At 65.2% G+C, this 17368-nt stretch carries 17 protein-coding genes; 3 read left to right on the top strand and 14 right to left on the bottom strand.

What is annotated here, in order from left to right; genetic code table 11:
• Positions 1–80: 80 nt before the first annotated feature.
• The 4 genes from EJ069_RS25695 to tesB all read right to left on the bottom strand — a co-directional run bounded on the left by EJ069_RS25695 (position 81) and on the right by tesB (position 6132).
• Positions 81–2756: a DNA translocase FtsK gene (locus EJ069_RS25695; RefSeq protein WP_126063687.1), complete on the bottom strand. Its 2676-nt coding sequence runs from the start codon at positions 2754–2756 to the stop codon at positions 81–83.
• A gap of 543 nt (positions 2757–3299) precedes the next feature.
• A complete protein-coding gene (locus tag EJ069_RS25690; RefSeq protein ID WP_189341664.1) occupies positions 3300–4631 on the bottom strand; it encodes an ammonium transporter in 1332 nt (443 codons plus the stop codon).
• Between the two features lie 49 nt (positions 4632–4680).
• Entirely contained in the window at positions 4681–5019 is a 339-nt protein-coding gene (locus EJ069_RS25685) for a P-II family nitrogen regulator (protein ID WP_027169082.1), read from the bottom strand.
• A 249-nt stretch (positions 5020–5268) separates the two neighbouring features.
• Positions 5269–6132: an acyl-CoA thioesterase II gene (gene tesB, locus EJ069_RS25680; RefSeq protein ID WP_042645540.1), complete on the bottom strand. Its 864-nt coding sequence runs from the start codon at positions 6130–6132 to the stop codon at positions 5269–5271.
• 104 nt (positions 6133–6236) lie between these two features.
• On the opposite strand from tesB, the gene EJ069_RS25675 reads away from it, so the two are divergent.
• Positions 6237–7514: a ubiquinone biosynthesis hydroxylase gene (locus tag EJ069_RS25675; protein WP_126064874.1), complete on the top strand. Its 1278-nt coding sequence runs from the start codon at positions 6237–6239 to the stop codon at positions 7512–7514.
• A gap of 273 nt (positions 7515–7787) precedes the next feature.
• Here the strand turns inward: EJ069_RS25675 and EJ069_RS25670 are convergent, their stop codons facing one another.
• Together EJ069_RS25670 and EJ069_RS25665 are read right to left on the bottom strand one after the other, a co-directional pair.
• Positions 7788–8318: a hypothetical protein gene (locus EJ069_RS25670; protein WP_126063685.1), complete on the bottom strand. Its 531-nt coding sequence runs from the start codon at positions 8316–8318 to the stop codon at positions 7788–7790.
• Positions 8319–8459: 141 nt separating this feature from the next.
• Complete coding sequence (locus EJ069_RS25665; protein WP_126063684.1) at positions 8460–8816, bottom strand: YciI family protein; 357 nt, start codon at positions 8814–8816, stop codon at positions 8460–8462.
• A gap of 473 nt (positions 8817–9289) precedes the next feature.
• On the opposite strand from EJ069_RS25665, the gene EJ069_RS25655 reads away from it, so the two are divergent.
• The gene (locus EJ069_RS25655) at positions 9290–9715 is read left to right on the top strand and encodes an OsmC family protein (RefSeq protein WP_042645515.1); all 426 of its coding nucleotides are present in this window, start codon (positions 9290–9292) and stop codon (positions 9713–9715) included.
• 210 nt (positions 9716–9925) lie between these two features.
• On the opposite strand, the gene EJ069_RS25645 is transcribed toward EJ069_RS25655, so the two are convergent.
• The 7 genes from EJ069_RS25645 to EJ069_RS25615 all read right to left on the bottom strand — a co-directional run bounded on the left by EJ069_RS25645 (position 9926) and on the right by EJ069_RS25615 (position 15418).
• Complete coding sequence (locus EJ069_RS25645; RefSeq protein ID WP_126063683.1) at positions 9926–10552, bottom strand: DUF480 domain-containing protein; 627 nt, start codon at positions 10550–10552, stop codon at positions 9926–9928.
• A 233-nt stretch (positions 10553–10785) separates the two neighbouring features.
• Positions 10786–11565 carry a succinate dehydrogenase iron-sulfur subunit gene (locus tag EJ069_RS25640; RefSeq protein ID WP_126063682.1) on the bottom strand — a complete coding sequence of 260 codons (780 nt, stop codon included), beginning with the start codon at positions 11563–11565 and terminating at the stop codon, positions 10786–10788.
• Positions 11565–11999, bottom strand: a complete 435-nt coding sequence (locus EJ069_RS25635) for a DUF3052 family protein (RefSeq protein WP_126063681.1) — start codon at positions 11997–11999, stop codon at positions 11565–11567. Before EJ069_RS25635 ends, EJ069_RS25640 begins: the two co-directional genes overlap by 1 nt.
• A gap of 2 nt (positions 12000–12001) precedes the next feature.
• Entirely contained in the window at positions 12002–13837 is a 1836-nt protein-coding gene (sdhA, locus tag EJ069_RS25630) for a succinate dehydrogenase flavoprotein subunit (protein WP_126063680.1), read from the bottom strand.
• Between the two features lie 4 nt (positions 13838–13841).
• Complete coding sequence (gene sdhD, locus EJ069_RS25625) at positions 13842–14237, bottom strand: succinate dehydrogenase, hydrophobic membrane anchor protein (protein ID WP_126063679.1); 396 nt, start codon at positions 14235–14237, stop codon at positions 13842–13844.
• Positions 14237–14659, bottom strand: a complete 423-nt coding sequence (sdhC, locus tag EJ069_RS25620) for a succinate dehydrogenase, cytochrome b556 subunit (RefSeq protein WP_126063678.1) — start codon at positions 14657–14659, stop codon at positions 14237–14239. The genes sdhD and sdhC overlap by 1 nt, the downstream gene beginning before the upstream one ends.
• A 228-nt stretch (positions 14660–14887) precedes the next feature.
• On the bottom strand, positions 14888–15418 hold the full coding sequence (locus tag EJ069_RS25615) for a hypothetical protein (protein WP_245456273.1): 531 nt from the start codon (positions 15416–15418) through the stop codon (positions 14888–14890).
• 319 nt (positions 15419–15737) lie between these two features.
• On the opposite strand from EJ069_RS25615, the gene EJ069_RS25610 reads away from it, so the two are divergent.
• Complete coding sequence (locus tag EJ069_RS25610) at positions 15738–16094, top strand: hypothetical protein (RefSeq protein WP_126063677.1); 357 nt, start codon at positions 15738–15740, stop codon at positions 16092–16094.
• Here the strand turns inward: EJ069_RS25610 and EJ069_RS25605 are convergent.
• Entirely contained in the window at positions 16078–17280 is a 1203-nt protein-coding gene (locus EJ069_RS25605) for a GGDEF domain-containing protein (protein WP_126063676.1), read from the bottom strand. The two genes, EJ069_RS25610 and EJ069_RS25605, sit on opposite strands and share 17 nt — an antisense overlap.
• Positions 17281–17368 lie beyond the last annotated feature (88 nt).

The following is a 17368-nucleotide window of genomic DNA, read 5'->3' as shown; positions in this document are numbered from 1 at the left end:
TGCCGACCCTCGTCTGGTCGGGCCAGGACTTGTCGAGATTCAGGTCAGGCCGGCCGCGCCTGAATATCGACAAGCGCTAGCTAGAACTTGTCGTCCTCCGTCGGCACCAAAATCTCGCGTTTGCCGGCATGGTTGGCCGGGCCGACAATGCCTTCCTTCTCCATCTTCTCGATGATCGAGGCGGCGCGGTTGTAGCCGATGCCGAGCCGCCGCTGGATGTAGCTGGTCGAAGCCTTGCCGTCGCGCAGCACCACCGCCACCGCCTGGTCGTAAGGATCGTCGGAATCCTCGAAATTGCCGCCGCCACCGCCGCCGGAACCGCCCTTGCCGGACGGACCGTCCTCGTCCTCTTCCTCGTCGTCCTCGGTGATGGCGTCGAGATATTCCGGCACGCCCTGCAGCTTGAGATGCGCGACGATCCGCTCGACCTCGTCGTCCGAGACGAACGGACCGTGGACGCGCTGGATGCGCCCGCCGCCGGCCATGTAGAGCATGTCGCCCATGCCGAGCAGCTGCTCGGCGCCCTGCTCGCCCAGGATGGTGCGGCTGTCGATCTTGGACGTCACCTGGAAGGAGATGCGGGTCGGGAAATTGGCCTTGATGGTGCCGGTGATGACGTCGACCGAGGGACGTTGCGTCGCCATGATGACATGGATGCCGGCGGCGCGCGCCATCTGCGCCAGGCGCTGCACCGCGCCTTCGATATCCTTGCCGGCCACCATCATCAGGTCGGCCATCTCGTCGATGATCACCACGATATAGGGCATCGGCTCGAGATCGAGGTTCTCGGTCTCGTAGATCGCCTCGCCGGTCTGGCGGTCGAAGCCCGTCTGCACCGTGCGCGAGATTTTTTCGCCCTTCTTCTCCGCCTGTTGCACGCGTGCGTTGAAGCCGTCGATGTTGCGCACGCCGACCTTGGACATCTTGCGGTAGCGGTCCTCCATCTCGCGCACGGTCCATTTCAGCGCCACGACCGCCTTCTTCGGATCGGTGACGACCGGCGTCAGCAGATGCGGGATGCCGTCATAGACGGAGAGCTCGAGCATCTTCGGGTCGATCATGATCAGCCGGCATTCCTGCGGCGTCATCCGGTAGAGCAGCGACAGGATCATGGTGTTGATGGCGACCGACTTGCCGGAGCCGGTGGTGCCGGCGACCAGCACGTGCGGCATCTTGGCGATGTCGACGATGACCGCCTCGCCGTTGATGGTCTTGCCGAGCGCCAGCGCCAGCTTCGCCTTGGTCGTCTCGAAGTCGCGGCTGGCCATGATCTCTCTGAGATAGACCGTCTCGCGCTTGGCGTTGGGCAGCTCGATGCCGATGGCGTTGCGGCCAGGCACCACGGCGACGCGGCATGCGATCGCGCTCATCGAGCGGGCGATGTCATCGGACAGGCCGATGACGCGCGACGACTTGATGCCGGGCGCCGGCTCCAGCTCGTAGAGCGTGACGACCGGACCGGGGCGGACATGGATGATCTCGCCCTTGACGCCGAAATCCTCCAGCACGCCTTCGAGCAGCCGCGCGTTCTGCTCCAGCGCGTCCTTCGACAGGCTTGGATCCTTGGCGACGTTCTTCGGCTCCGAGAGGAAATGCAGCGACGGCATCTCGAACGTGTCGGAGCCGATCAGCGAGGTCTGCGCCTCGCGCTGCACACGGGCGCCCGGCACCGGCCGCGCCGCCGGCGCCGCGACACGGGTCGCGGCATCGGAGCGGAAATTCTGCACCTTGGCGTGCGCGCCACGGCGCTGGGCAGGCGCCTCGTCGTCGAAGTCGTCGAGATCGACGTCTTCGCCCTGCTCGTCGTCGAAAATATCCTGGTCGGCCGGATCGACCGAAACGCTGCGGTCATTGACCATGGCGGCGAAAAATTCCGGTTCGACACGGGCGCGCCCGCCCGGGCTCACCCGGCTTTCCGCGAATTCGGCCGACTCGACGCGCTCGGCGGCGCGCCGCCAGGCGCTGGACTTGGACTGCATCGGCGGTTCGAACTCGTCGCGCTCTTGCCTACGACGCGCGGCGCGGCGGTGCAGGAAGGCGCGGAACGACAGCCACCAATGCGTGACGGCGCCGAGCGCAAGGATACCCTCATCGCCCTCGTCCTCATCCTCGTCGAACAGCATCTCGTCCTGCTCGCGCGGATCGGGCGCGGCAGCGCGCTCCATGACGGCGAAGCCGTTCTTGCGCGCGATCAGCGCCGAGCCATAGGCAAACAGCCACAACATCGGCGCGGCGAGGACGACCGCGATGATCGTCGCGAAAAGCCCTTTCGGGTAACCGCCGACCGCGATGCCGGGAATCTTCAGCACCATGTCGCCGAAGACGCCGCCGAGTCCGGTCGGCAGCGGCCAGGTGTTGGGCGGCGTCACGCAGCCGGCGATGGCCGCGGCCAGGAGCGCGAAGCCGAACCAGGCGAAGCCGCGCTTCGGCAATTTGTCGACGCCGCGCGCGGTGAAAAGCAGGAAGCCCCAGACAACCGCCGGCACCAGCCCGGCGACGGCGGCAAGGCCGAAGAACTGCATGGCAAGGTCGGAGAACACCGCACCGGCATAACCCATGGCGTTGGTGACGACGTTGCTGGTGGCGTGCGAGAAGCTCGGGTCGGCGACGTTCCACGTGGCCAAAGCCGCGATGCCGAAGGCGGTGAACAGGAACAGCCCGGCGCCGGCCAGCCGCCCGACCTGACGCCGCGCGAATGCCTGGATGCCGTGCCCCGTATCGGTCAGCGCGAGCGGTGCTGAGGCGCCTGAACGCATGCTCTTCCCCGTGATCGTTGCCTGGCCGGGCGCATGGCGCATTCCGGCAGATTCGAACGCCAGACTATCGGGGGAAGGTTAAGGCCGCATTAACCATGGACCTTTACCGGAGATGGCGCGGAAACGACGGTGGCGAGCCGCGAAGCCCGCCACCTTTTTGCTTGAAACGCCGAAACGATCAGGCCTTTTCGGACCTGACCTCGAGTGTCGCTTGTTGGCGCCGCCATACGCCATCAGATTGGCGCAGAATTCGGCGTGAGGCTTGCTCATCGCCGCGTCCTGGCACTCCTTCATCATCTTGTCTTGCTTGTCCTTGGGCGTCGCCGCCCAGGCCGGCTTGAAGTCGGCTTCGGGCTTTGGGCAAAAAAGGAGGCCCGGAAGGGTGTTCCGGGCCTCAAGGCGTGAGCCCCTTTCGAGACATCACGACGGGATCTTGGGAGGAATTCCGGGCCGGCGGGAGGAGGATCCGCCGGCCCTCGGGGCAATTCCAGGAAAAGTGTGAAACCCTCCGGAATTGCGCCCATGTAAAGGGCAAAGGCAGCCTTACGGCACCACCTCGCCGTGCTGGGTGACGTCGAGACCTTCGACCTCTTCCTGGGTCGACGGACGCAGGCCGACCAGCGCCTTGACGATGTAGAGGATCACGAAGGTGGCGATCGCCGTCCACAGGATGGTGAAGACAATGCCGTAGAGCTGCTTGCCGACAGAGGCGTCCTTGCCGAGCGCGTTGATCGTCGGATCGGCGAGCGCGCCGGTGAGCAGCGCGCCGACGATGCCGCCAACGCCGTGCACGCCGAAGGCATCGAGCGAGTCGTCATAGCCGAACGCGTGCTTGAGCTTGACCGCCGAGATGTAGCAGATGACGCCGGCGAGGATGCCGACGACGAAGGCGCCGGTCGGGTTGACGAAGCCGGAAGCCGGCGTCACCGCCACGAGGCCGGCGACGGCGCCCGAGATGATGCCGAGAACCGAAGGCTTCTTGGCGACGATCCATTCGGCGAACATCCAGGCCAGCGCCGCCGCGGCGGTGGCAACCTGCGTGTTCATCATCGCGGCGCCGGCGAGGCCATCGGCCGCCAGTTCCGAACCGGCGTTGAAGCCGAACCAGCCGACCCACAGCAGCGAGGCGCCGATCACCGAATAGACGAGATTATGCGGCGCCATGTTGGTGGTGCCGTAGCCCTCGCGCTTGCCCAGCACCAGCGCGCAGACCAGACCCGCGACACCGGCGTTGATGTGGACCACGGTGCCGCCGGCGAAGTCGAGCACGCCGGCCGAGCCGAGGAAGCCACCGCCCCATACCCAGTGCGCGATCGGCGCGTAGACGAAGACCAGCCACAGGCCCATGAAAATCAGCAGCGCCGAGAATTTCATGCGCTCGGCGAAGGCGCCGGCGATCAGCGCCGGCGTGATGATGGCGAAGGTCAACTGGAACATCGAGAAGACGAATTCGGGAATATTCGCCACGCCCGGCAGCCAGAGCGTCGAGACGGTGATGCCGTGGTGGAAGAACCGCGAGAAGCCGCCGACATAGCTGTTCAGGCTGGCGGATTCGTTGGTGGTGAAGGCGAGCGAATAGCCGAACATGAACCACAGCACCGTCACCAGGCAGGTGATGGCGAAGCTCTGCATGATGGTGGCGAGCACGTTCTTCTTGCGCACCATGCCGCCGTAGAACAGCGCCAGGCCCGGAATGGTCATCATCAGCACCAGCGCCGTCGAGGTCAGCATCCAGGCGGTATTGCCGGTGTCGAGAACCGGGGTCGGAGCGGCGGGTGCCGCAGGCGCCGCCGGAGCGGCCTCCTGCGCGAAGGCGGCGGCAGTGCTCAGCGCTACGAGAGCGAGCGAAGCGGCCGCGCGTCCCGTCGTCTTCAAGGTGGAAGGAATATTCATTTAACTCTCCGTTGGAATGGATGGTCGCCGCTCAGAGCGCGTCGGTGTCTGTTTCGCCGGTACGGATGCGCACCGCCTGGTCGATGCCGAAGACGAAGATCTTGCCGTCGCCGATCTGGCCGGTCTTGGCGGCCGAAGTGATGGCTTCGACGGCCTTGTCGACCATGTCGGCGCCGACCGCGACCTCGATCTTGATCTTGGGCAGGAAGCTGACCGCGTACTCCGCGCCGCGATAGATTTCCGTGTGCCCCTTCTGACGCCCGTAGCCTTTGACTTCGGTGACGGTCAGGCCCTGGATGCCGACGGCGGTGAGCGCTTCGCGCACCTCGTCGAGCTTGAACGGCTTGATGATTGCCATCACGATTTTCATAAGGTTTCACCCTTTGCTGTTGCGGTCCCCCGCGTTTGCACACCTACACCGATCCCGAGGAGAGCCGGAGAGTGCCCGACAGGATTCAAGCTCCGTGCCAATTGCCGAAGCAGGGCGTTAACCTGTTGTAAACAAAGGGGCAGAGCGGCCTGCGCACATCATTTGTGCGCAGCCGCATCGGGTGTCGTGATCAAAAAATAGGCAAAATTTCAAAAATGCCTGCTTGGCAGGCATCAACCGGAAGCCGGCTCAGCGCTTGAGTCGGATCAGGCCCTCCTGGGCGACCGAAGCGATGAGCGTTCCATCCCGCGCGAACAGCGAACCGCGGGTGAAGCCGCGCGACCCTTGCGTCGACGGGCTGTCCTGGTTGTAGAGGATCCAGTCGTCCAGCGAGTGGCTGCGGTGGAACCACATGGCATGGTCGAGGCTGGCCGCCTGGATGTCGCGGTCGAAGATGGCGCGGCCATGCGCGAAGGTCGAGGTGTCGAGCAACGTCATGTCGGAGAGGTAGGCGAGCACGGCCGCCTGTATCGCACGGTTTTCGGGCACCGGGCCGGTGGTGCGGATCCAGATGTTCTGCTGCGGCTCCAGCTTTTCGCGGCTCGTATAGTGCTTCAGCATCACCGGCTTCATCTCGATCGGCCGGTCGCGATCCCAGTAGCGCCTGATGCCTTCCGGCACCGCTTCGCCGAATTTGCCGAGCAGCTCGCGCTGGGACAGCAGCGTGTCGGGCGCCGGCACGTCGCGCGGCATCGGCATCTGGTGCTCAAGGCCAATCTCGTCCTGCTGGAACGAGGCCTCCAGCGAGAAGATCGCCTGGCCATGCTGGATCGCCACGACCCGGCGCGTGGTGAAGGAGCCGCCGTCGCGGATGCGGTCGACCTCGTAGACGATCGGCAGCTTGGTGTCGCCGGGCCGCATGAAATAGCCGTGCAGCGAATGCACATGGCGCTCCGGTTCCACGGTGCGCTGCGCGGCGACCAGCGCCTGGGCGATGGTCTGGCCGCCGAAAACGCGCTGCCAGTCGACCTTCGGGCTGCGACCACGATACAGATTGTGTTCAAGCTGCTCGAGGTCGAGAATGTCGAGAAGCTCGTCCATGGCCGCCGTCATGTCTGAAATCCTTCAAGGGATGCGCCATGGCCGGTTTCGGACAGGATGTGCGGCCAGTCAAGGCCGCAAGCGGCGGCGCGACGAAGCCGCGAAAGGATGATGCCATGGTCGACCGCAAGCCGGATGGAGCAAAGGCCGATGCGAACCGCGAAGCGCCGGTCGATGTGCTCATCGCCGGCGCGGCCTATGTCGGCCTCACCGCGGCCGTGTCGCTGAAGCAGGCGCGGCCGGGCCTCGCCATCGCTGTCGTCGACGCCGCGCCTGCAGGCGTCTGGCAACGGGACGGCCGCGCCTCGGCCATCGCCGCCGCCGCCAGCCGCATGCTGGAGCAGCTCGGTGTCTGGGACGAAATCGCGCCGGGGGCGCAGGCGATCACCGAAATGATCATCACCGATTCGCGCGCCGCCGACCCGGTGCGCCCGGTGTTCCTGACTTTCGACGGCGAGGTGGCGCCGGGCGAGCCTTTCGCCCACATGGTCGCCAACCGTGACTTGAACGGCGCGCTGCGCCGCCGCGCCGAAAAACTCGGCATCGATATCATCGAAGGCGTCGCTGTCAGCGCCTTCGACCTCAACGGCGCCGGCATCACAGTGCATCTGGGCGACGGCGCGGCGATGAAGGCGCGGCTGCTGATTGCCGCCGACGGCGTCAACTCCAGGCTGCGCGACCTGGCCGGCATCAAGACCGTCAAATGGGAATACGGCCAGTCCGGCATCGTCTGCACGGTGGCGCATGAGCGCCCGCACAACGGCCGCGCCGAGGAGCATTTCCTGCCAGCCGGCCCCTTCGCGACACTGCCGCTGAAGCCGGACAAGGACGGAACCAACCGCTCGTCGATCGTCTGGGTGGAGCGCACGCAAGACGCCAAGGCTCTGGTCGAGGGCGACGAGTTCGTCTTCGAGCATGATCTGGAGCAGCGCTTCGGCCTGAAGCTCGGCGAAATAAGGGTCGTCGACAAGCCGCGCGCCTGGCCGCTCGGCCTGACGCTGGCCCGCGCCTTCGTCGCGCCGCGCATCGCGCTCGCCGGCGACGCCGCGCATGGCATCCACCCGATCGCCGGCCAGGGCCTCAATCTCGGCTTCAAGGATGTCGCCGCGCTCGCCGAAGTCATCGTCGAGGCCGACCGGCTCGGCCAGGACATCGGCGCCCTCGACGTGCTCGAGCGATACCAGCAATGGCGCCGCTTCGACACGCTGCAGATGGGCGTCACCACCGACGTGCTGAACCGGCTGTTTTCCAACGACATCGCCCCGCTGCGCGCCGTCCGCGATCTCGGTCTCGGGCTGGTCGAGCGCATGCCCCGGCTGGAGGATTTCTTCATCCGTCAGGCCTCGGGCCTGTCTGGGGATACGCCGAGGCTATTGAAGGGCGAGGCGATCTAAAGGTTTGCCCGGAGGGATAGTGGCAGCGCCTATCAAGTCGTCATCCACGGGCGGAGCGACGCGAAGCGGAGCGCAGACCCGAGGATCCATTCCGTGACCTTGATCGTGGGGTGCAGCGGAGCAGAATTCTGCACCGTTGCAACGCTTCCAGGTAACGGAATGGATTCTATGGTCTGCGCGCGTCGCTTCGCTCCTTGCTCCGCCGCAGTATGACGAAGCGAGAGGCGTTTAAGCCAATCACGAAGGCAGGCGATCCGGCCCTACCGCTTCGGCTTAGTTCACCTCAAAACCCAGCTTCTGCCGCAACCTCAGCATCCGCTGGTCGGGTATCTTGAGGCTCTGCTCGCCGCCGTGCGCGACACGGTTCAGCATGCTGAGCAGGTCGTCTCGCTCATGCGGGTCGAGGCGGCCACGCAGGAACGGCGCCAGCTTGTCGATGACGATCGTCGTGTCGTCGACCTGCGCTGCAGCCCATTTTGCGTAGACGACCGCCTCGTCGGTCTTCTTCGGGCTTTCCGCGATCTGCGCGATGACATCCCGGATAACGGCCTCGCGCTTCGGCAGCACCGGCCCTTGCTCGGCAACGATCGCGGTGATCAGCGTCGCGGCCGCCACCACCGGATCGTCGATCGCCGTCAGCGGCGAGAGCGCGGCCTGCTTGCGCAATTTCTTGCGCCGTATGTTGCCCTGGACGCGTCCGACGACGTCGGCGACCTCACGCGCGGCGTCGCTCATATATTTCAGCCGGTACCACCAGATGGCGGCCGCTCCGAGCAGGCCAAGTATCGCGATAAGAATAGGCATGCCGAATTCCCCCGAAATCGCGGCGACGATAAGAGAGATGCGGCGTTGCTTCAACACGCAACGGTTGCGTCCGTGAAGAAACCCTGAAGATGTTTCCTGCGTGAGACGGCCGCAACGCGCCGTGCCCGGCCTGACCGGCGCCTATGACGCCGGTATGTCGTAGATCGCCCTGACCTCGACCGTGCCGAGCTCGGCCAGCGGAATGCGCTCCGCTATCTTCAGCGCCTCGGCAAGGCCGTCCGCCTCGACCATGACGAAGCCGAGCAGCTGCTCCTTGGTCTCGGCGAACGGCCCGTCGGTCACCAGTACCTTGCCCTTGCGCCGCCTCAGGGACTTCGAGGTCTTCACCGATTGCAGGGCCTGCGCGATGACCAACCTGCCTTGCCTGTCGAGTTCCCTGTCATAGGCAAGCGAGTCGGCATCGAGCCTGGCCGCCCGTTCCGGGGTGAGCGCGTAGAGGTCCTTCTCCTCGCCATAGACCAGCAGGACATATTTCATTTCGAGCTCCCTTTGATGGCCACGTTGTAAGCGGCAAAGGCGGCGGTGTCAGTCTTGTTTGCCGTGGCCACGTGGTCGAGCAAGCACGCCACCACGCCGACAATAGCGATGGCCGCAAGCAGTCGACCGAAACCGGGCGCCGGCGGATCCAGCCAGAACTCCTCCGCTCACCGGGCATTTCGCTCCGGCTTTCCCCAGATCGCAACAAACAGATTGTCCATCTCAAATCTCCATCGGCCGCGAGTGGCCGCCCGCAGGACGGTCGGGCCGATGGCAAGTCGACATTTTTGCGCGCAGTTTTTTTGAGATTTTCAGTCTGCCCACCACACGGGCGGAAAAGCGCGTCAAGATTCCGTCAGGCGGCCTCACCCGAATCTCAACGCGCCGGAGGATGGCCTTCCGCCTCGCCCGCGCTATAGTTCAGAAGAACGCCGGCGGCCGCCGGCGCAACCCCGACAGACCAGGAGGACACCATGGACCGCACCGCAAACGCCGTCTGGAAAGGCAATCTGACGGAAGGCCAAGGCACGCTCGACACGCAGAGCGGGACCTTGAAGGGCACGCCCTATTCCTTCAAGGCGCGCTTCCAGGACGAGAGCGGCAAATCCGGCACCAATCCGGAAGAGCTGATCGCCGCCGCGCATGCGGGCTGCTACGCCATGCAGCTGTCGCATTTCCTGGCCGAGAACGGCACGCCGGCCGCGGAGCTCGATGCCAAGGCGGTGGTGACACTGGTGCCCGGCACCGGCATAACCGGCAGCGCCATCACCCTGGTCGGCAAGGTGCCCGGCATCGACGCGGCGAAGTTCAAGGAACTGGCCGAGAAGGCCAAGGCGGAGTGCCCAGTGTCGAAGGCGCTGGGAGCGATCAAGGTGTCGCTGGATGCACGGTTGGGGTGATCAGTTTCGCGGGGGTAGCGATCCTTCGCCCCCCTCTCTGCCCTGCCGGGCATCTCCCCCTCAAGGGGGAGATTGGCAGCTTCGCCGCTGGCGCTCAGCTTGCGGCGTTGGAGATTGGCGAAACCCGGCGTGACATCTGATCTCCCCCCTTGAGGGGGAGATGTCCGGCAGGACAGAGAGGGGGGCCTCACGCTAACGTAATGTCGTGAGCTACCCGACCAGCGTCTCGATCTTCGCGCGCAGCGCCGCGACCTCCTCCTCCAGCGCCTTGACCCGCGCCTCGAGGTCGGAGTCTGCCGACGCCGCCGGCTGCCACGGCGCCGCCACCGCCGCCGCTTCCACCGGTCCGCTCAGCAAATGAACGTAGCGCTCCTCGCGCTGGCCGGGCGCGCGTTCGAGCAGCTGGATCAGCGGCGGCCTGCGGCCGATCATCAGGTCGAGATTGTCGCGAAGTTCCTCGATCGAGGCGAAACGCGCCATCCGCTCGGAGCGCGCCAGCAGCTCATGCGCCGTCTGCGCGCCGCGCAGCAGCAAAAGCCCGATCACCGCGATCTGCGGCGTGGTCAGCGAAAAGCGCTGCGCCATCAGATGCTCGTAGCGCTCGACCCGCGACGCAAAGGCCTGGCGCACAAGGCCCTTCTGCTCGAGCGTGCCCAGCGCCCGCCGGATCTCGGTCAGCTCCAGCGCCATGACAGACTCGCGCGCCGTCTTCTGGTTGGCGGCGGCGTGCGCGCCGTTGAGCGTCAGCGGATAGACGTCCGGCGTCAGCTCCTTCTTCTCGATCAGCGAGCCCAGCACGCGCGCTTCGACGGCGGAAAGGACGGGGAGATCGGTCATTGGCTGCAATCCTTTCTAGCGCTGGCGGGACAGCGCCCCCCTCTGTCATGCCGGACATCTCCCCCACAAGGGGGGAGATCAGCAGCTTCGTCAACAGCGCTCACTCTTCGACGACAGCGATTGGCAAAAGCCGCGATGACAGCCAATCTCCCACCCGTGGGGGAGATGTCCGGCAGGACAGAGGGGGCGCGAAGGATCGCTGCCTTCAAAGCACCGCGAGCGAATTCGCCCGACTAAACCCTTCTCTCCACCATCATCTTCTTGATTTCCGCAATCGCCTTCGCGGGATTGAGCCCCTTCGGGCAGGTCTGCGCGCAGTTCATGATGGTGTGGCAGCGGTAGAGCCGGAACGGGTCTTCGAGATTGTCGAGCCGCTCGCCCGTCGCCTCATCTCGGCTGTCGATCAGCCAGCGATAGGCTTGCAGCAGCGTCGCCGGACCGAGATAGCGGTCGCCGTTCCACCAGTAGCTCGGGCAGGAGGTCGAGCAGCAGGCGCACAGGATGCATTCATAAAGCCCGTCGAGCTTCTCGCGATCCTCATGGCTCTGCAGCCATTCCTTGGCCGGCGTCGGCGAGACCGTCTTCAGCCACGGCTCGATCGAGGCATGCTGGGCGTAGAAATTGGTGAGGTCGGGCACCAGGTCCTTGATCACCGGCATATGCGGCAGCGGATAGACCTTCACCGCGCCTGAAATGTCCTCGGCGCCCTTGGTGCAGGCGAGCGTGTTGGAGCCATCGATGTTCATGGCGCAGGAGCCGCAAATACCCTCGCGGCAGGAGCGGCGCAGCGTCAGCGTCGGGTCGATCTTGTTCTTGATCCACAAAAGCGCGTCCAGCACCATCGGCCCGCAATCGTCCATGTCGACGAAATAGGTGTCCATGCGCGGATTTCCGCCGTCGTCCGGCGACCAGCGGTAGATCCGGTATTCGCGCAGATTGGTGGCCCCCTCCGGCTTCGGCCAGGTCTTGCCTTGCTGGACCTTGGAATTCTTGGGAAGCGTGAGTTCGACCATTACCTGCGGTCCTTTCGGATGACGAGCTTCAGCCCGGACCAGATTTCGTTGACGGCGGCGACCTTGACGTCGACCAGGTCGCGCTTCAGCGCCTCCGACCGGATCACGTCCTCGGTGACGTCGGTCGGCACTTTCGAAGCCTTCTTCGGCCAGGAGACCCAGACCATGCCGTCGCGCTTGATCGCCGTCTCGATGCCGGCCAAGCCGTCCTCGATCTCGGCCCGCTGCCCGGTGAAGGCGTGCACGGCATCGTATTTGCGGCTGCCCGAGATCGCCGACCACCTTGGCAGCCGATCGACCTCGGCAAACTTTACTGCCTCGGCCAGATCATCGAGCTCCGGCGGCAGCGCGATGAAGGCGGCAACCATGCCGTCCTTCAGGCCGAGCTTGGCCGGAAGGGGCGTGCCGGAATATCCCGCGGCCGCCAATGCCATGGTCAATACACCCTGGCCTTCGGCGCGATCTTGGCCGGGTTGATGCCGCCGTCCTTTTCCGCCAGCAGCGTCTCGGTGTGCACCGGCCGGTAGGTGAGCGTCACCGTGCCGTCCTCGCTGACATGGGCCAGCGTGTGCTTGCGCCAGTTGGCGTCGTCGCGGGCCGAGAAATCTTCCCGCGCATGCGCGCCGCGACTCTCCTTGCGCGCCGCGGCGCCATGGACCGTGGTGATGGCGTTGGCCATCAGGTTTTCCAGCTCCAGCGTCTCGACGAGGTCGGAATTCCAGATCATCGAGCGGTCGGTGACCTTGATGTCCTTGAGCTCGCCCCAGATCTCGGAAACGCGCTTGCAGCCATTGTCGAGCGATTCCTGCGTGCGGAAAACCGCCGCGTCTTCCTGCATCGCCCGCTGCATCTTTTCCCGCAAGCTTGCCGTCGGCATCGAGCCGTTGGCGTGGCGCAGCCTGTCGAAGCGGTCCATGATTTTCTCGACTGAGGCCGCGTTGGGCGCAGGGATGGGCGAATTGCGGTCGATCACCTCGCCGGCGCGGATTGCCGCGGCACGGCCGAAGACGACAAGATCAATCAGCGAGTTGGAGCCCAGCCGGTTGGCGCCGTGCACGGATGCGCAGGCGGCCTCGCCCACCGCCATCAGGCCCGGCAGCACGCGGTCGGGATTCTCGGCCGTCGGGTCGAGCACCTCGCCCCAATAATTGGTCGGCACGCCGCCCATATTGTAGTGCACCGTCGGCAGCACCGGGATCGGCTCCTTGGTCAGGTCGACGCCAGCGAAGATCTTCGCCGATTCCGAAATACCGGGCAGCCGCTCATGCAGCACCGCCGGGTCGAGGTGGTCGAGATGCAGGAAGATGTGATCCTTCTTCGGCCCGACGCCGCGGCCTTCGCGGATCTCCATCGTCATGCAGCGCGAAACCACGTCGCGCGAGGCGAGGTCCTTGGCCGACGGCGCATAGCGCTCCATGAAGCGCTCACCCTCGGAATTGACCAGATAGCCGCCTTCGCCGCGCGCGCCTTCGGTGATCAGGCAACCGGCGCCATAGATGCCGGTCGGGTGGAACTGCACGAACTCCATGTCCTGCAGCGCGAGCCCCGCTCTGGCCGCCATGCCGCCGCCGTCGCCGGTGCAGGTATGCGCCGAGGTGGCGGAGAAATAGGCGCGGCCGTAGCCGCCGGTCGCCAGCACCACCATCTTGGCCGAGAAGCGGTGGATGGTGCCGTCATCGAGATTCCAGGCCACCACGCCGGTGCAGGTGCCGTCCGGCTCGATGATCAGGTCGAGCGCGAAATATTCGATGAAGAACTGCGCATTGTTTTTCAGCGACTGGCCGTAGAGCGTGTGCAGCATGGCATGGCCGGTGCGGTCGGCGGCCGCGCAGGTGCGCTGCACCGGCGGGCCATCGCCGAAATTCATCATCATGCCGCCGAAGGGCCGTTGGTAGATCTTGCCCTCTTCGGTGCGCGAGAACGGCACGCCGTAATGCTCGAGCTCGTAGACCGCCGCGGGCGCCTCGCGCACCATATATTCCTGCGCGTCGATATCGCCCAGCCAGTCCGAGCCCTTGACGGTGTCAAAGAGGTGCCACTGCCAGTTATCGGGGCCCATATTGGCGAGCGAGGCGGCGATGCCGCCCTGCGCGGCGACCGTATGCGAGCGGGTCGGGAACACCTTGGTGATGCAGGCGGTGCGCAGCCCCTGCTCGGCCATGCCGAGCGTGGCGCGCAGGCCGGCGCCGCCGGCGCCGACGATCACCACATCGAATTTGTGATCGACAAAAGTGTAGGCGGAAGCCGTGCCGGCTGTATTTGCGTTGGCCAAGACGTCAGCCTCCGAATGCGAGTTTGAGCAGGGCAAACAGCGAAGCGACGCCGACTGCCACGCAGAAGAAGGTGTTGAGCGCGATCAGCGCCAGCTTCATGCCTTCGCCATGCACATAATCCTCGATGATGACCTGCATGCCGATGCGCATATGATAGAGCGGCGAGATCAGCACCAAACCGAACATGACCACCACAAACGGGTTCGCGAGCGCGGCCCGCACTTCCGCGTAGCCGTGGCCGTTGATCGCGATCAGGAAGCCGACGAAGAACAGGATCAAAGGAATGTTGGCGATCGCGGTCAGCCGCTGCCGCCAGAAATGCCCGGTGCCTTCGCGGGCCGAGCCGAGGCCGCGGACCCTCGCCAGCGGCGTGCGCATATCGGTGTTGTTCGCGCTCATCAGAAAGCCCCCCGCGCCGCATAGCCGGCGATCCAGATCAGGAGCGTCAGCACGATCGAGCCGGCGAGCGTCGCCCATGCGATCTTCGAGGCGGTGTGTTTTTCGAGCCCGGCGCCGGTGTCCCAGATGAGGTGGCGCAGCCCGCCCAGCATGTGGTGCATCAGCGCCCAGGTGTAACCGAACAGAATCAGCCGGCCGAGCCAGGAGCCGAACGCCCAATCGACCCAGTCGAAGGCGGCCTGCGAGCTCGCGGCGGCGATCAGCCACGCCGCCACCAGCAGCGTTCCGAAATAAAGCGCGCCGCCGGTGATGCGATGGATGATCGACATCGTCATCGTGATCGGCGGCCGGTAGATCGTCAGATGCGGCGAGAGCGGCCGTTCACGTCTGGCAACTGCGCGGGTGGCTGGTGATTTGCTCATGGCTGCCCCAGTTCGGCGTCCTGGATGCCGCTACCGAGGAGCAGCGTTTTCCGCCCTCATATATGGCTCCGGACAGGCGGTTTCTAATGCTCTTTTTGCACCGCGTCAAAGCCGGAAAATCGTTTTGGAAACATCATTTAGTCTGACAAACCGGTGGCCGCGCGCTTCAATCGATTAGCGGCTGTTTCGAAGCCGGCGCAAGGTCTCGTTGCAGTGCAGCAACGAGCGCTATCTCCGACAGGTCTGCGGGGTGGACCCCCTCTTCATCACCAGCGCTTCGCGTCCGTCGATCACGATTGCGTCATGCGTCGACGCTTCCTGGTAGCGGCTGCTCTGGTTGGCGGGCGAGGCCGCGAATTCCTCGGTCGAGCCATCCGGGCGAGCCACGCGCAAAGACGAGCCGAGATTCTGGATGGTGATCATGCCGCCATTGCCGCATCTGTAGGTGGCTGTGCCGATGCCGGATCGCGGCACGGTGAGGTCGGTGATGGTCTTGGTTGCCTGGGGTGCGGGCGTTTTGGGCGCAGTCGCTCCCTGCGGCATTTGAGATGCCGGCGGCGCTGCAGCCGTTGCCGGTGCGGTCGCCGCGGATGCGGACTGCTGTGCCAGCGCAGGCGCGGCCACCGGCGCCGCCGCATTGGCCGCCTTCGGCGCGCCGTCCTGCGGCACGCAGGCCGCGGCTGCGAGAAGCAGCGGGATGATGATCGACACCCGAACCGTGTGGCCAAAGCTCATGCGCTGCCCTTTCGTGCGCGGCACGCTACAGCAATTCCAGGAAAAGTGTGAAACGGTTTTCCGTCCGGAATTGCGTCAAAACAAAGAGATAGGGTGGTTTGTCGTTTCCATTGAACGGCGAACCGCTCTACCACGCGACGCATCAAGATCAAGTTCGACCAGAGTGAGCCGGCTGCAGGACCGCCCGACGGCGGGCAAGACCGGGCCTTCGAAAATTAACCATGTTCCTTAAGAACCGGCGCCGAAAGCCCTCTGCCTCTTAACAAAGGTTAAGAAAGGGTTAATTTCCGATTCGGACCGGGAATCCAGGCGCGATCCGTCGCGCCGATCAAGGGAGAGCGACATGCGTTCGAATTCAGTGCGGGCAAGCCTTGCCGCATCAGTGCTGGCGGGGCTGGTCTTGGCGATCGCCGTACCGGCCGAAGCCGGATTGCGTCACCATGACCGCGTCTACGCCGATTCCTTCGGCAATCTCGTCATCGACAGCGCCGCCGGCTACAAGCGCATCATCGTCGGCGAGGGCAGGCACGCTAAGGAGCTCTCGAACTTTACCAGTGCCGGCCAGCCCGACGTCGTCTATGACGACGCGGACGAGGCCGGCGCGCCCGGCTGCTACCAGCCACCGGTGCTGGTCAAGGGTCGCTCCTATATGTACGGGCTTTCCGATGGCGAGATGCCCAACCTCAGCCCTTGCCGTTGAAGATCGTCGGCGTTTGGCGCCGCCTGAGCGCGCCTGACACGCGCACGCAGTCGCGGCCGGCATTCTTGGCTTCGTAGAGCGCGGCGTCGGCGCGCCGCAGAAGATCGGCAAACCCTTCGTCGGCGGCCAGCTCCGCCACGCCGAAGCTGGCGCTGCAGCGATGGTCGGTCGGCAGGCCCTCGATCGGCAAGGCTCCAAAAGCGTTGCGCGCCCCTTCGGCAAACAGCCGCGCCGCGGCAAGGTTGGTGCCGGGCAGGATGATGGCGAACTCCTCGCCGCCGATACGGCCGGCGACATGGTGCTCGGCCGCGGCCTCCCGCAGGAAGCTGGCGAATGTCTCGATGACGCGGTCGCCGCAGGCATGGCCATAACTGTCGTTGATGCTCTTGAAATAGTCTAGATCGGCGATCACCAGCGCCACCGGCACGCCGCGGCGGACGGCGTCGCGCATCGCAAAGACCGCGTGGCGCTCGAAGCCGCCGCGGTTGAGCAGCCGCGACAAAGCGTCGGTTTCCGATTTCGAGGTCGCCTCGCTGAGCGCGTCGCGCACCAGCACGGCGAGCGCAAGCAGCGCCAGCGCCAGCCCGAACACGGTGCCAACCGATTGCGATACAAGCGCGTAAGCCGTCGTGACATAGGCTTGCGGGTCAGAGCCCCAGCCCCCCAACGCACCCGCAATGAACGGCTTGGAGGCGAATTGCACGGCGCTGGCGCCAAGCACCAGCGCAAGCAGATGGTCCAGCCATGCAAGCCTCTGCCGGGAGGACAGCACGATGCCGAGCGCCGCGAACTGCATGGCGGCATAAGGAAGCTGGTAGGCCATCATCCGCGCCAGCGACTGGCGCGGCAGGTCCTGCACCAGATAGACGGCGACCGAGGCGACGGCCAGGAAGCACAGCATCGGCGCCCAGGGCGGCCGCACGCCGTATTTATGGGCCAACCCGCCATTGAAGGCGATGGTCGCGCCGAGGAACACGGCAAAGGCGGCAACGACCGGCAACCGGGCGTTCGAGAAAGCGGGGATGCTGAATTCGATGGCGAAATAAGCCATGCCAAGCAGGTAGCTGAAGGCAAGCCAACGCGCTGACGCGCGCCCGGTGCCATACACGGCAATCGCCATGAACGCCGCCGCCAGCAGCCCGGCGACGGCGAGGTTGATCATCAATATGAAGTCGGCGCTGCCCATGTCTGCTCCTTGACCGAGGGCTATCATCGACCGGCGAAAATCACGTTAACGCCCAGCATGACGGGAGGACAGCCGACCGTCGCGATTA

Origin of the sequence: Mesorhizobium sp. M2A.F.Ca.ET.043.05.1.1 (assembly GCF_003952445.1) — a bacterium.
In the GTDB taxonomy this organism is placed as follows: Bacteria; Pseudomonadota; Alphaproteobacteria; order Rhizobiales; family Rhizobiaceae; genus Mesorhizobium.
This window is presented reverse-complemented; position numbering and strand designations above follow the sequence as displayed.

What these genes read in the sequence shown, in the direction of transcription:
- EJ069_RS25695 (WP_126063687.1), bottom strand. Translation starts at nt 2,756, where the DNA reads ATGCGTTCAGGCGCCTCAGCACCGCTCGCGCTGACCGATACGGGGCAC.
- EJ069_RS25685 (WP_027169082.1), bottom strand. Translation starts at nt 5,019, where the DNA reads ATGAAAATCGTGATGGCAATCATCAAGCCGTTCAAGCTCGACGAGGTG.
- tesB (WP_042645540.1), bottom strand. Translation starts at nt 6,132, where the DNA reads ATGACGGCGGCCATGGACGAGCTTCTCGACATTCTCGACCTCGAGCAG.
- EJ069_RS25675 (WP_126064874.1), top strand. Translation starts at nt 6,237, where the DNA reads ATGGTCGACCGCAAGCCGGATGGAGCAAAGGCCGATGCGAACCGCGAA.
- EJ069_RS25670 (WP_126063685.1), bottom strand. Translation starts at nt 8,318, where the DNA reads ATGCCTATTCTTATCGCGATACTTGGCCTGCTCGGAGCGGCCGCCATC.
- EJ069_RS25665 (WP_126063684.1), bottom strand. Translation starts at nt 8,816, where the DNA reads ATGAAATATGTCCTGCTGGTCTATGGCGAGGAGAAGGACCTCTACGCG.
- EJ069_RS25655 (WP_042645515.1), top strand. Translation starts at nt 9,290, where the DNA reads ATGGACCGCACCGCAAACGCCGTCTGGAAAGGCAATCTGACGGAAGGC.
- EJ069_RS25645 (WP_126063683.1), bottom strand. Translation starts at nt 10,552, where the DNA reads ATGACCGATCTCCCCGTCCTTTCCGCCGTCGAAGCGCGCGTGCTGGGC.
- EJ069_RS25640 (WP_126063682.1), bottom strand. Translation starts at nt 11,565, where the DNA reads ATGGTCGAACTCACGCTTCCCAAGAATTCCAAGGTCCAGCAAGGCAAG.
- EJ069_RS25635 (WP_126063681.1), bottom strand. Translation starts at nt 11,999, where the DNA reads ATGGCATTGGCGGCCGCGGGATATTCCGGCACGCCCCTTCCGGCCAAG.
- sdhD (WP_126063679.1), bottom strand. Translation starts at nt 14,237, where the DNA reads ATGAGCGCGAACAACACCGATATGCGCACGCCGCTGGCGAGGGTCCGC.
- sdhC (WP_126063678.1), bottom strand. Translation starts at nt 14,659, where the DNA reads ATGAGCAAATCACCAGCCACCCGCGCAGTTGCCAGACGTGAACGGCCG.
- EJ069_RS25610 (WP_126063677.1), top strand. Translation starts at nt 15,738, where the DNA reads ATGCGTTCGAATTCAGTGCGGGCAAGCCTTGCCGCATCAGTGCTGGCG.
- EJ069_RS25605 (WP_126063676.1), bottom strand. Translation starts at nt 17,280, where the DNA reads ATGGGCAGCGCCGACTTCATATTGATGATCAACCTCGCCGTCGCCGGG.